The organism is Microbacterium sp. KNMS, from assembly GCF_053851835.1.
Map to the genome: position 1 here is coordinate 17,797 of NZ_JBSQBP010000023.1, position 12,835 is coordinate 30,631.

The 12,835-nt window shown below is 72.1% G+C and carries 9 protein-coding genes; 3 read left to right on the forward strand and 6 right to left on the reverse strand.

What is annotated here, in order from left to right:
- The first annotated feature begins 104 nt into the window (after nucleotides 1–104).
- Both ACWXWW_RS13835 and ACWXWW_RS13840 read left to right on the forward strand, forming a co-directional pair.
- Nucleotides 105–1,118 carry an aldo/keto reductase family protein gene (locus tag ACWXWW_RS13835; RefSeq protein ID WP_455970371.1) on the forward strand — a complete coding sequence of 338 codons (1,014 nt, stop codon included), beginning with the start codon at nucleotides 105–107 and terminating at the stop codon, nucleotides 1,116–1,118.
- 100 nt (nucleotides 1,119–1,218) lie between these two features.
- Nucleotides 1,219–2,133 (forward strand): cytochrome b/b6 domain-containing protein, encoded by a 915-nt coding sequence (locus ACWXWW_RS13840; RefSeq protein ID WP_455970373.1) that lies wholly within the window; start codon nucleotides 1,219–1,221, stop codon nucleotides 2,131–2,133.
- A 98-nt stretch (nucleotides 2,134–2,231) separates the two neighbouring features.
- Here the strand turns inward: ACWXWW_RS13840 and ACWXWW_RS13845 are convergent, their stop codons facing one another.
- From ACWXWW_RS13845 to ACWXWW_RS13860, 4 genes are all read right to left on the reverse strand, one after another.
- Nucleotides 2,232–3,509, reverse strand: coding sequence for an ATP-binding protein (locus ACWXWW_RS13845; RefSeq protein ID WP_455970375.1), 1,278 nt, complete (start codon nucleotides 3,507–3,509; stop codon nucleotides 2,232–2,234).
- 131 nt (nucleotides 3,510–3,640) lie between these two features.
- Complete coding sequence (locus tag ACWXWW_RS13850) at nucleotides 3,641–4,738, reverse strand: NAD(P)-binding domain-containing protein (RefSeq protein ID WP_455970377.1); 1,098 nt, start codon at nucleotides 4,736–4,738, stop codon at nucleotides 3,641–3,643.
- 131 nt (nucleotides 4,739–4,869) lie between these two features.
- On the reverse strand, nucleotides 4,870–8,400 hold the full coding sequence (locus ACWXWW_RS13855) for a choice-of-anchor I family protein (protein ID WP_455970379.1): 3,531 nt from the start codon (nucleotides 8,398–8,400) through the stop codon (nucleotides 4,870–4,872).
- Nucleotides 8,401–8,587: 187 nt separating this feature from the next.
- Nucleotides 8,588–10,522 (reverse strand): 5'-nucleotidase C-terminal domain-containing protein, encoded by a 1,935-nt coding sequence (locus ACWXWW_RS13860; protein WP_455970381.1) that lies wholly within the window; start codon nucleotides 10,520–10,522, stop codon nucleotides 8,588–8,590.
- A 121-nt stretch (nucleotides 10,523–10,643) separates the two neighbouring features.
- On the opposite strand from ACWXWW_RS13860, the gene ACWXWW_RS13865 reads away from it, so the two are divergent.
- Nucleotides 10,644–11,789, forward strand: coding sequence for an alpha/beta hydrolase family protein (locus ACWXWW_RS13865; RefSeq protein ID WP_455970383.1), 1,146 nt, complete (start codon nucleotides 10,644–10,646; stop codon nucleotides 11,787–11,789).
- Here the strand turns inward: ACWXWW_RS13865 and ACWXWW_RS13870 are convergent, their stop codons facing one another.
- Complete coding sequence (locus tag ACWXWW_RS13870) at nucleotides 11,790–12,446, reverse strand: SRPBCC domain-containing protein (RefSeq protein WP_324013870.1); 657 nt, start codon at nucleotides 12,444–12,446, stop codon at nucleotides 11,790–11,792.
- Between the two features lie 2 nt (nucleotides 12,447–12,448).
- Nucleotides 12,449–12,835 carry an ArsR/SmtB family transcription factor gene (locus ACWXWW_RS13875; protein WP_271174332.1) on the reverse strand — a complete coding sequence of 129 codons (387 nt, stop codon included), beginning with the start codon at nucleotides 12,833–12,835 and terminating at the stop codon, nucleotides 12,449–12,451.

The following is a 12,835-nucleotide window of genomic DNA, read 5'->3' on the forward strand; positions in this document are numbered from 1 at the left end:
CCACGGAGGACGATCAGGCGGCTGCGGCAGCCGCGGGCTGAGTCGAAGCAAGCGGTTTCCGGATTTCGCGCCGAGGTGCCATCAGGGGCGGCTAGCGTGAAGGCATGGTCAACTATCGCTACCTCGGCAACAGCGGTTTCAAGGTCTCCGAGATCACCTACGGCAACTGGGTGACGCACGCCTCCCAGGTCGAGAACGACGCGGCGATCGCGACGGTGCACGCCGCCCTCGACGCAGGCATCACGACGTTCGACACCGCGGACACGTATGCCAACACCGCGGCCGAGGAGGTGCTCGCGGAGGCCCTCAAGGGGCAGCGTCGCGAGAGCCTCGAGATCTTCACGAAGGTCTACTTCCCGATCGGTCCGAAGGGGCCGAACGACACCGGGCTCAGCCGCAAGCACATCTTCGACGGCATCCACGGATCGCTGCGCCGCCTGAACGTCGACTACGTCGACCTCTTCCAGGCGCACCGCTATGACTACGAGACGCCTCTCGAGGAGACGATGCAGGCGTTCGCCGACGTCGTCCGCCAGGGCAAGGCGCTGTACATCGGCGTCTCGGAGTGGACGGCGGAGCAGCTGCGCGAGGGCCACGCGCTCGCGAAGCAGCTCGGCTTCCAGCTCGTCTCGAACCAGCCGCAGTACTCGATGCTGCACCGGGTGATCGAGGGCAAGGTCGTGTCGGCGAGCGAGGAGCTCGGCATCTCGCAGATCGTCTGGTCGCCCATGGCGCAGGGTGTCCTGAGCGGCAAGTACCTGCCGGGCCAGCCCGTGCCGGCCGGCAGCCGCGCAACCGACGAGAAGAGCGGCGCCGGGTTCATCCAGCGCTTCCTCAACGAGGAGACGCTCACCGCCGTGCAGAAGCTCAAGCCCATCGCGTCGGACCTCGGCCTCACGATGCCACAGCTCGCGATCGCGTGGGTGCTGCAGAACAAGAACGTGGCGGCCGCGCTCGTCGGCGCCTCGCGCCCCGAGCAGCTCGCCGACACGGTCAAGGCGTCGGGCGTCGTCCTCGAGCCCGGAGTCCTGGCCGCGATCGACGCGGCTCTCGAGGGCGTCGTGAACGACGACCCCGAGGACACGTACGGCGTCTCGCCCAAGACCCGACTGGTCTGAACCACACGGAGGGCTCGCGGCCGAGAGGCCGCGAGCCCTCCGTGTGCGTTGTGTTTCATCCGGTTTCCGGATGAGGTGCCGCGATTGGCATGATCTTCTCGTGACGTCCCCCCGCCCCCGCACGCCGTGGCCGCGTGCGCTCGCGTACCTGCTGGGCGCCGCCGGTCTCCTCGTCCTCGTCGCCGCGGGCGTCGCCGCGGTGCGCGTCGTCGCCAGCCTGGAGCCCGTCGCGGACTTCCTGCGCGCGTACCCCGGCGACTCGACGCTCCCCGACTTCGTCACCCCGGGCATCCCCGCGTGGGTCTCGTGGACGCACTTCCTCAACGCGTTCTTCCTCGTGCTGATCATCCGCTCGGGGCTGCGTGTGCGGAACGAGAAGGTGGCCGGAGGGCTGTGGTCGTCGAAGCGCGTGAAGAAGCGCCGGATGAGCCTCGCGCTGTGGGGCCACATCGCGGTCGACGTGCTGTGGCTGGTCAACGGCGTCGTCTTCGTCGTGCTCCTGTTCGCGTCGGGCCACTGGGCACGCATCGTGCCGACGAGCGCGGACGTCTTCCCGAACGCGCTGTCGGCGCTCATCCAGTACGCGTCCTTCGACTGGCCGACGCACGACGGCTGGACGAACTACAACGCGCTGCAGCAGCTGAGCTACTTCGCGATCGTCTTCCTCGCCGCTCCGCTCGCGGCGATCACGGGGTTCCGCCTGAGCGCCTTCTGGCCGCGCCAGAGCGAGCGACTGAGCGCGCTCTTCCCCGAGCGCATCGCGAAGGCCCTGCACTGGCCGACGATGCTGTTCTTCGTGGCGTTCGTCGTCGTGCACGTGGGGCTCGTGCTGACGACGGGCATCCTGCGCAACCTCAACACGATGTACGCCGGGAACGACGGCGACGGATGGCTCGGCTTCGGGATCTTCGTGCTCTCGGTCGTGGCCCTCGTGGTCGGCTGGTTCGCCATCCGCAACGACGCGTGGATCGCGGCGTTCGCCCGGCGCTTCGGCGACGTGCGCCTGCGCAAGTAGCCGCGGCTGCCTGAGACTAGCGTCCGTCGTCGAGACCAGCGCTCCGGGCACCGGCCTCGACAACCGACGCTAGTCTCGGCGGCCGGGGCCGGGCGCCGTCACAGCCGCGCGATGGTCTGCACGTCGTCGCGGAACTCGCGCGCCGTCTCCTCCGAGACGGTCGCGCGCGTCGCGCCGAGCGCCGCGAGGTAGTCGTCGGTGCCGAGATCCGCTTCTCCCATCTCGCCGTCGCGCAGGGCACGGGCCAGCGCCTCCTGCGACGCGCGTCGGGCGGCGTACTCGATGTCGGCCGGCGTGAGGCCGTCGCTCGCGTCGACGAGCGCGTCGAGATCGAGTCCGTCGACGAGCTGCGACGGCACGTAGCGGCGCCAGATCGCCCGACGGGCTTCCTCGTCGGGGAGCCCGATCGGGATCACGTAGTCGAACCGGCCGTGTCGCAGGAACGCCGCGTCGAGGGCGCGCACGAAGTTCGTCGCGCACACGAGCAGACGCCCCTCGCGCTCGCGGAACTCCGCCACGAGCTTCAGCAGCTCGTTCGTCACGCCCTGCATGGGCGACGGCGGCTCGCCTCCACGCCGTGCCGCGATCTCCTCCACCTCGTCGATGAACACGACCGCGTGCTCGAGCTCGCCGATCATCTCGAACGTCGCGCGCAGGGCCGCGGCGAGCCCGCCCGGCTCATCCGACAGGCGCGAGGGGAACAGCTCGACGAACGGCCAGTCGAGGCGCGAGGCCACCGCCTTCGCGAAGGTCGTCTTGCCCGTGCCGGGAGGTCCGAACAGCATGACCGCGCGCGGCGGCACGACCCCGAACCGATCGGCGAGGTCGGGACGCGACAGCGGCACGACGAGCCGCTCCTCGAGCAGGTCCTTCTCGAGCTGCATGCCGCTCACGGCATCCCACAGGTGCCGGGGGAGGATGCGCCCACCCACGCCCTTCAGGAGGTCGAGCTCGCGACGCTGCACGGGCATCTGGCGCTCGAGGTACCGCAGCTGCGTGCGCGCCTCGAATCCGTTCGCGGTGAGGCCGTCGATCGCTCCCGCCCGATCCGCGACGAGGATCGACAGCTTGCCCAGGCCGAGCGGAGCCATCCGCCGCTCCAGCGCGTCGAGGAGCCCTGCCTCGACGCGGTCGGTGCGCTCGTGCGGCGCCACCGCGAAGAACACCACCCAGCCCTGCGCGTGCGCGGCCCGGCCGACGGCGGCGCCGACGATCTCGTCGTCGCGCACGGCGACGACCGCGTGGTCGGCCTGGCATGACGCGATGACCTCCGACAGTGCGTAGACGGGTGCGTCATCGTCGTGGGAGTCCTCCCACAGTCGGACGATCCCGTCGAGATCGTCGTCGTGGAAGTCGCGGATGCGGGTACGGCTCATGATGCCTCCTGGCGGCAGCGGTCGCTCTCGGGGGAGCGGCGGAGAGGTGCCGGCAGGGGTCGTGCCGCGTCATCGCGGTCCCGGGTGCGGGACGGTAACGGACAGCGTAGCGGATGGCGGTGGCGCGTCGATCACGCCGCCTGCGCGCCCGCGCGGTCGAGCTCAGCGACGATGGCGTTCACCGCCGCGCGGCCCGCGCGGTTCGCGCCGACCGTGGACGCGGACGGCCCGTACCCGATGAGGAAGAGCCGCGGCTCGTCGACGGCGCGCCCGTGCGAGGCGCGGATGCCGCCATCGGGTGTCCGCAGGCGCAGAGGCGCGAGGTGGCGCAGCGCGGGCCGGAACCCGGTGGCCCAGAGGATCGCGTCAGCCGCGACGAACGCGCCGTCGGCCATCCGCACCCCGTCCTCCTCGATCCGCGCGAACATCGGATGGCGCACGAGCACTCCGCGGTCGCGCGCGGCCCGCGCCCAGGGCGTCCAGTGCATGCCCGTCACCGAGATGACACTGCCGGGAGGGAGCCCGCGGCTCACGCGCTCCTCGACACCGGCGATCGCCGCAATGCGAGCCGCCTCGTCGAAGTCGTCGTCGATCCACTGCGGCTCGCGCCGGGTCATCCACACGGTGTCGGCAACGCGCGAGATCTCGTCGAGCAGCTGGACGGCCGAGATGCCCGCGCCGACCACGATCACGCGCTGCCCGACGAACTCGTCGGCGGAGACGTAGTCCGCGACATGGAGCTGGCGTCCGAGGAAGCGCTCCTGGCCCGGGTAGCGCGGGACGAACGGGCTCGTCCACGTTCCCGTGGCGTTGACGATGAAGCGCGCCGACCAGGCGCCGCGATCCGTCTCGACACGCAGGCGGCCATCGGGGTGGTCGTCCTCCCGCCGCACCGCGCGCACGGCGACCGGACGGTGCACGCGCAGGTCGAACATCCGCTCGTACTCCGCGAAGTACGCAGGGAGGACGTCGCGGCTCGCGCTCGCCGGATCCGCCTGAGGCACAGGATGGCCGGGGAGCTCGTGGATGCCGTTGACCGTGCCCATGCGCAGCGAGGCCCAGCGATGCTGCCACGCGCCACCCGGTGCGGCGTTCGCGTCGAGCACGACGAAGGTGCGCTCGCCGCCCTCGTCGACGGGCGCGAATCCGCGACGGCGGAGGTGGAAGGCCGCGGAGAGTCCGGCCTGCCCGGCGCCGATGACGACGACGTCGACGGGCTGCGGAGTCATATGCGGGGCAACGCGGGTGGCGCGCCGACTATTCCATGCGAGTGCATGGATGCACGCGGAGTCGATCCCTCCGCATACGGAGGAGGCCGCCCCGCGACGCACGTCGCGGGGCGGCCCCTGATCCGGTCGCGTCAGACGCGACGGCGTCGCACGACGAACAGCGCCGCACCGGCCGCGATGAGCACGACCGCGGCGATGCCGCCGAAGATGGCCATGTCGCCGCCTGTCGGCGCGAGCTCGCGCTCCGGCTTCTGCTCGCTCTGCGGCTCCTCCGGCGCGGGACTCTCTGGCGCGGGTGACTCCGGTGCCGGGGAGTCCGGCGCGGGCGACTCGGGAGCGGGCGACTCCTCCGGGACCTCCGGCGCCGGGGTCTCACCCGGGACGTGCTCCGCGGCGCGGCCGAGCGGCGCGGGGTCGACGACCTCGTGCGCGGCGAAGTAGTCCACCGTCGCCGACAGGTCGATGAGGCCCGTGTCCGCCGTTCCGACGCCCTCCGCGAAGGTCGTGAATCCGTCGCCGCCCGACGCGATGAACGAGTTCGTCGTCACGAGGAACTCGTCCTCGGGGGCGATCGGGTCTCCGTCGAACGTCATCTCGACGATGTGCTCTCCGGCCGCAGCGTCCTCGATGTACTCGTACGCGAAGCCCTCCGAGATGCCGAGGTGCAGCTTCGGGCGCTCGTTGCCGGGCTGCCACTGCTCCTCGAGGATCTGCTCGAGCTGCGCGCCGGTGAGCGTCGTGGTGACGAGCGTGTTGCCGAACGGCTGGACGGCCGCGGCCTCTTCGTACGTGACGGTGCCGTCCTCGCCGTAGAGCAGGTCGTCGCGCAGACCACCCGGGTTCATGATCGCGATGTCGGCGGGCCGGCCGCCGTAGTTCGCGTACTCCGCGGACGTCGCCCACCGGTAGATGTCCGCCACGAGGTTGCCCATCGTCGACTCGACGCCGCGGTCGTCGCCCGGCGGGGTGCCGCCGCGGAGGATGTCGGCGCTGATGCGCCCGACGACCTCCTGCCCGAGCACATCCGCCTCGGCCGCCGCGGCGTCGACGATCGCCTGCACCTCGGGGTCGGCCGGGAAGAGCGGGACGTCGATCTCCTCGCCCAGCTCGTCGGTCTCCTGGGCGACGAGGTCGACGGTGGAGCCGGCGATCGAGATGAGCTCGCCCGTCGCGTCGTCGACCTGGAAGTCGAGGGCGCCGAGCGTCGTGCCGTACTGGTGCGCCGAGATCACGGGGCGGTCGGCGACGTCGCACGAGTACAGCTGGTGCGTGTGGCCCGACACGATCGCGTCGATCTCGGGAGACGCCTCGCGGATGAGCTCGCCGTACTCCGACTGCTCATCGGCGACCGAGGTGCAGTCCTCCGATGCCGCACCCGAGTGCGTGAGCAGCACGATGACGTCCGCGGCGCCATCCGCCGTGATCTCCGCGGCCACGCGGTTGGCGGCCTCGAGCTGGCTGCCGAACTCGATCTCGGAGATGCCGGCGGGGCTCACGAGCGTCGCGGTGTCGCTCGTGACCGTGCCGATGAAGGCGACGCGGACGCCGCCGACCTCCCGCACGGCGTACTCCTCGAGCGCGGGGGTGTCGGTGCCCTTGAGGTACACGTTCGCGCCGAGCGCGAGGTCGGCACTGCCGTAGCGCGGGATGACGCGGTCGCGCAGGTCGGCGAAGCCCTGGTCGAACTCGTGGTTGCCGACGGCGCTGACGTCCAGCCCGGCGGCGACGATCGCGTCGATCGTGGGGTTGTCGTCCTGGATGAACGAGGTGAACGTCGAGGCGCCGATGTTGTCGCCGGCCGACGCGAAGATCGTGTTCGGGTTCTCAGCCGTGAACTGCGCGACAGCGCCCGCCAGGACGGCGGCGCCCGCCTCGTCGCCGTTCGCCTCGATCCGACCGTGGAAGTCGTTGATCGTGAGGATCCGCCCCTCGGTCGTGCCGTCGTCGAGGGTGTAGAGGGTGGTCGACCCGGACACCTCGTTCCCGACGGCGAGCAGGGGCTTGCCGGTGGGCGACGCGCTCGCCGGGATGAAGTCGAGGCCCTCGGGCCCGAGGTCGCCGGCCTGCGAGAGGATCTCGGCCTGGCGCTCGGGAGCGGCCTCGATGTCGTCCGCGGCCGACACCGAGTAGTCGCGGTTGTTCACGTAGGTGACGTACGCGGGGGACGCGGGGTCGGAGATGTCGTACGCGATGACGCCGCCGAGGCGCTCGAAGCCGATGAACGCGTAGGTGCGGCCGTCCACCTCCCCGACGGCGAGATTCTCGGGCTCCACGCCCTTGGCGTCGCTGCGGCTCTCGAGCTCGCTGTCGTCGTGGCCCGCGTTGAAGTGCTCCGGCAGCAGCTCGGCCGTGATCTCCTCGAACTGCGCGCCCGAGTCGAAGACCTGCGTGCCGTCGGCGGTGTAGATCGAGAACGAGCGCGCCCCGTAGGCGTAGAGCTCGTCGTAGCAGCCCTGCTCCTCGTCGAAGCCGAGCTCGGTCGTGACCTCGAGGCGACCGAGCTGGTCGTCCTCGAGCAGAGCGGCGTCGAAGGCGGTCTCGCACACGGGCCCGTAGCCCGTCATGAGCCCGGTCTCGTCGTCGACCTCGCCGAGGTCCTTGACGCGGGCGGGCTCGACGTAGTCGCCCCACTCGCGCGCATCGCCCTCGTTGGCCGTCACGAGGTAGGTCTCGCCGTCCACCTCGTACGACGCGATGCCGTCGGGCATGTACATGCCGTGCAGACCCTCGAACGTGCGCAGGTCGATCGTGGGGGCGTCTTCGGGATCGCGATCCGACGGGTCGAGGGCGACCTGGCCCCAGTCCTTGAAGCCGAGCGACCAGATGTCGGTGACGGTCGCGGTCGGCACGTCGATCACCGCGACCGCGTTGGCCTCCTGGAGTGCCGCATAGGCGGTCGTCCCCGAGACGGTGATGTACTCCGGCTCGAGATTGCGCGACACGGGAAGGTCGTCGCCGTGGGGGCGCGGGCCGAACACGCTGACGTCGGCGGGGAGTGCGCCGCCCTCGAACGCGTGGAAGTCGGCGATCCGGACATCCGCCTGTGCGGGCGCGGCGAGCGTGCCGGCCTCCGGCAGCGTGACGATGCCGACCGAGCCCTCGGGATCGCTCGAGAAGTCGTCGGCGGGCTCGCCCTCGTTCGCCACGAGCGCGTATGCGCCGTCGGGTGAGACGGTCACCATGTCGGGCAGAGCGCCGACCGTCACGGTGCCGAGCACGGTCGCCGACTCGGCATCCGCGTCGAAGAAGAGCAGCGCGCCATCCGCGGTCTTGTCATCGGCGACCTCGAGCGCGACGACGCCGAGCCCGTCCTCGCGGATCGCGACGGAGTTGGCGACGAAGCCCTCGGCGCCGATCGTGTGGAGCAGGGTGGGAGCGGCCGGGTCGCTCATGTCGAGAACGCTCACCGACCCCTCGGCGGCGTTGATCGAGAAGAGGCGGTCGCCGTGGGCCTGCACGATCTCGGACGCGCCCTCGTCGAACACGCCGGTCTCGAACGTGCCCGTGGGCACGAGATCGAACGGCGCGTCCGCGGAGGCGTCGACGAGCGGATCGGGGACGAGAGCTGCGCTCGCCGCGGTGACGGGCGCGATCGCGAGCGCGCACGCGGTCGCCGCGACGGCGGCCGCGCCCACGGCGCGACGGAAGGGAGAAGAAGGCATCGCTGTCCTCGTGGTCGGAGAGAGCGCCGGGTCGGGATGCCCGGGCACCGCGCTCCACCCTGTCGTCGGCAGGTGTCGCCGACGTGAACGGATGGCGAACGCCTGTCGGCGACGTCGGCGCCCCTCCGCGGGGACAGCACGGCGCCCCGCGTCGACGGATCGTCGCGGGGCGCCGTGGGGGTGATCGCTACGCGCGTTCGCGGCGTCGACGGGCGACGAGGAGCGCGCCTGCCGCGACGAGACCGGCCGCGGCCGCGGCCAGGCCCCAGGTGACGTCCGTTCCCGTCGGCGCGAGGTGCTCGTCCTCGGGCTTCTGGGTGGGCGGCGTCGAGGGCTCGCTCGTCGGCTCGGGCGTGGCCGTCGCCGTCGGCTCCGGCGACGCCGTCGGCGTCTCGGTCGGCTCCGGCGTCGCGGTCGGCGAGGCGGTCGGGGTGGGCGTCGGCTCCGCGACGTACTCGGCGGCGCGGCCGAGCGGCGCGGGGTCGACGACCTCGTGCGCGGCGAAGTAGTCGACCGTCGCCGACAGGTCGATGAGACCCGTGTCCGACGTGCCCGTGCCCTCGAGGAAGGCGGTGAAGCCGTCGCCGCCCGCGGAGACGAACGAGTTCGTCGTCACGAGGAACTCATCCTCGGCGGCGATCGGCTCGCCCTGGAACGTCATCGACACGACGTGCTCGCCCGCGGGCGCGTCCTCGATGTACTCGTACGCGAAGCCCTCCGAGATGCCGAGGTGCAGCTTCGGGCGCTCGTTGCCGGGCTGCCACTGCTCCTCGAGGAGCTGCTCGAGCTGGGCGCCCGTGAGCGTCGTCGTGGTGAGGGTGTTGCCGAACGGCTGAACCGCCGCGACCTCCTCGTACGTCACGGTGCCGTCCTCGCCGTAGAGCAGGTCGTCGCGCAGGCCGCCGGGGTTCATGACGGCGATGTCGGCAGGCTCGCCGCCGTAGTTCGCGTACTCGGGCGACGTCGACCAGAGGTAGATGTCGGCGACGAGGTTGCCCATCGTCGACTCGACGCCGCGGTCGTCGCCCGGCGGGTTGCCGCCGCGCAGGATGTCGGCGCTGATCGTGCCGACCACCTCCTGACCGAGCACGTCCGCCTCCTCGGTCGCCGCGTCGACGATCGCCTGAACCTCGGGGTCGGCGGGGAACTGCGGGACGTCGATCTCCTCGCCGTTCTCGTCCAGCTCCTGCGTCGCGAGGTCGACCGTGGACCCCGCGATCGACACGAGCTCGTGCGTCGCGGCGTCGACGCTGATCTCGAGCGAGCCGAGCGTCGTGCCGTACTGGTGGGCGGAGATGACGGGGCGGTCGGCGATGTCGCACGAGTACAGCTGGTGCGTGTGGCCCGACACGATGGCGTCGATCTCGGGAGACGCCTCGCGGATGAGCTCGCCGTACTCCGACTGCTCGCCGGCGATCGCCGCGCAGTCCTCGGTCGCCGCGCCCGAGTGCGTGAGCAGCACGACGACGTCGGTCTCGTCGGCGATCTCGGCGGCCACGCGGTTGGCCGCCTCGAGCTGGCTGCCGAAGTCGAGCTCCGAGATGCCGGCGGGGCTCACGAGCGTCGCCGTGTCGCTCGTCACGGTGCCGATGAAGCCCACGCGCACGCCGTCGACCTCGCGGATGGCGTACTCCTTGAGCGCAGGCTCGGTCGTGCCCTTCGCGTAGACGTTCGCGCCGAGCGCGAAGTCCACACCCGCCGCCCACTCGCCGCTGCCGTAGCGCGGGATGACGCGGTCGCGCAGGTCGGCGAAGCCCTGGTCGAACTCGTGGTTGCCGACGGCGCTGACGTCCAGCCCGGCGGCGACGATCGCGTCGATCGTGGGGTTGTCGTCCTGGATGAACGAGGTGAACGTCGAGGCGCCGATGTTGTCGCCGGCCGACGCGAAGATCGTGTTCGGGTTCTCGGCCTTGAACTGCGCGACGGCGCCCGCCAGGACGGCCGCGCCGACCTCGTCGCCGTTCGCCTCGATCCGACCGTGGAAGTCGTTGATCGTGAGCACGCGGAGATCGGACGTCTCGGGCTCGACGGCGGCGTTCGCCGCCCCGGGGAGGAAGGCGAGAGCGCACGCGGCCGTCATGGCGGCCGCGCCGGTCACGCGTCTGAGGGAGGGAGAGGGCATCGTGATCCTCGTCGTGAGAGAGCGGATGGATGGCGCGGGTCGCGCACACTCCGCCATCCTGCCCCGGCAACGGGGCGAGGGGAAGAGCAGGCCGCGGAAGACGGATACGCTGACGAGCACCATGGGAACTCCGCGTGACCGCCGCATCGTCGTCCGCGTGCTCGGGGGAGCCGCGGCCGGGGGAGCGGCGGTCGGGGCCCTCGGTGTCGCGCTCGCCGCGGCGTTCGCGCGCCGGGTCGTCCGCTGGCGACCGCACGACGACGAGCGCGTGCTCGCGGCAGACGAGCGGATGGTCGTGCTCGCGGCATCGCTCAAGACGCGTCATCCCGGGGTGTTCGGCATGCGGTACGCGGACGGGTACGCCCTTGTCGGCCCGGTCGTCGCCGAGGGCGCTCGGACGGTGACCCGCGAGCTGCGCGAGGTCTCCGGACGCCCTCCCGGCCGAGGCGGCGTCAGCTGGGAGGGGGACGTGCATGCCCTCCCCTCGGACGTCGGACCGCACGTCGACGTGCTGATCGACGCGCCGAGCGGGCCCGCGCCCGCGTGGCGCTTCGGTCCGGCCGAGAACACGACCTGGGCCATCCACATCCACGGCATCCGCTCGACGCGCGACGGCGCGCTGCGGACTGTGCCCGCGGCCGACGCCGAGGGCCTGTCGAGCCTCGTCGTCTCGTACCGCGGCGACGGCGACGCGGCCCCTGCTCCGGGAGGCGCGAGCCGTCTCGGGCTCGACGAGGCGGACGACGTCGATGCCGCGATCGGCTTCGCGGTCGAGCGGGGCGCCGAGCGGATCGTGCTCGTGGGCTGGTCGATGGGCGGCGGGATCGCGCTGCGGCTCACGGAGCGCAGCGCGCATCGCGAGCGGATCGCCGGCCTCGTGCTCGTCGGCCCCGCGACCGACTGGCGCGCGGCCATCCGATCGGGTGCGGCGGCCGGGCGCGTCCCGCTGCCCGGGGCGGCCGCGTGGATCGCGTGCGCCGCGCTCGGCCATCCGCTCCTGTCGCGGCTCGCGGGCATGAGCGCACCGGTCGACCTGGACGAGCTGGACTGGACGCGACCCGGACGCCTCGCCGTGCCGACGCTGGTCGTGCATTCGCGGGCCGACCGCACGGTGCCGTTCGACTCGACCGAGCGGTTCGCGGCGGCGAACCCCGGGCTCGTCGAGGTGCAGGAGGCGCCGGCGGCCGATCACTCCTGGGAGTACAACGTCGCGCCCGAGTGGTTCACCGAGACGGTGCGCGCGTGGCTGCGCGCGCACGTCGCCTGATCACTGCTGGCCCGTGTAGAAGCCGTAGGTCGCATCGGCTGCCGCCTGAGCGGCCTGCGGGTCGGCCCCTGACGCGACCTGGGCGGCCGCCCAGCCGTCCGCGGCGGCGCGCGTGAACGCCCGCCCCTCGTCCGACAGCTGCCACGCCTCGGCCTCGGCGGGCGAGACCGCGCCCTCGACCGCGCCGAGGTGCAGCGCGAGGCCGAGGAGGCCCTGGTCCCATCCGACGCCGGTCGCCCCGGGGCCGAACGTCTCCCACATGCCCGGCGGCACATCCGCCGTGCGCGCCGTGTGCTCGAGCTCGAGCCGGGTGCGGCCGTCGGCGACGGACGTGAGGCGGACGGCGAGCCACGTCACGCCTCCGCCGTACTCCCAGGTGACGCGGTAGCCCGCCGAGCCGCCGTCCGGTGCGGTGCACGCGAGGACCTCGCCGCCCGCGTTGCCCTCGAGCTGGTACCGGCCGCCGAGCCGCAGGTCTCCCGACACAGGGAGGAACCAGCGGGCGATGCGCTCGGGCGCGGTCACGGCCTCCCACACGTCGTCGATGCCCGACGGGTACTCCTGCGCGATGGTCTGCACGTGCGCAGCGTGCCCGTCGACCTCGTCCTCCCGCAGCTCGCGCGAGACCGCATCGAGCTGCGCCTGGATGTCCACCATGATCATTCCTCTCTGTCGCCGGGAGGCTCCCGGTCATCGGCTTCGCGCTCGGATGGCTCCTCCGCACGGCGCGCGCGCCGACCGCGCGCGAGCTCGGTGTCGAGTGCCGCGAGGGGCCCACGCCAGAAGCGCTCGAACGGGGTGAGCCATGCGCTCGCGGCCTGCATCCCGCGCGGGTCGACCGCGTAGATCCTCCGGACGCCCTCGGCGCGCACGGTCGCGAACCCCTGCTCGCGGAGCACGCGCAGGTGCTGGGAGACGGCCGGCTGGCTGATTCCGAATTCGGCCTGGATCACCGAGCCGAGGTCTCCCGCGGCGGTCTCGCCGTCGGTCAGGAGCTCGAGGATGCGCCGGCGGACCGGATCCCCGAGGACATCGAGCGCGTGCAT

Bases quoted from the DNA above. Each gene is read 5' to 3' on its own strand.
- ACWXWW_RS13875 (WP_271174332.1), bottom strand. From the start codon at position 12,835: ATGCACGCGCTCGATGTCCTCGGGGATCCGGTCCGCCGGCGCATCCTC.
- ACWXWW_RS13860 (WP_455970381.1), bottom strand. From the start codon at position 10,522: ATGCCCTCTCCCTCCCTCAGACGCGTGACCGGCGCGGCCGCCATGACG.
- ACWXWW_RS13835 (WP_455970371.1), top strand. From the start codon at position 105: ATGGTCAACTATCGCTACCTCGGCAACAGCGGTTTCAAGGTCTCCGAG.
- ACWXWW_RS13855 (WP_455970379.1), bottom strand. From the start codon at position 8,400: ATGCCTTCTTCTCCCTTCCGTCGCGCCGTGGGCGCGGCCGCCGTCGCG.
- ACWXWW_RS13850 (WP_455970377.1), bottom strand. From the start codon at position 4,738: ATGACTCCGCAGCCCGTCGACGTCGTCGTCATCGGCGCCGGGCAGGCC.
- ACWXWW_RS13845 (WP_455970375.1), bottom strand. From the start codon at position 3,509: ATGAGCCGTACCCGCATCCGCGACTTCCACGACGACGATCTCGACGGG.
- ACWXWW_RS13865 (WP_455970383.1), top strand. From the start codon at position 10,644: ATGGGAACTCCGCGTGACCGCCGCATCGTCGTCCGCGTGCTCGGGGGA.
- ACWXWW_RS13870 (WP_324013870.1), bottom strand. From the start codon at position 12,446: ATGGTGGACATCCAGGCGCAGCTCGATGCGGTCTCGCGCGAGCTGCGG.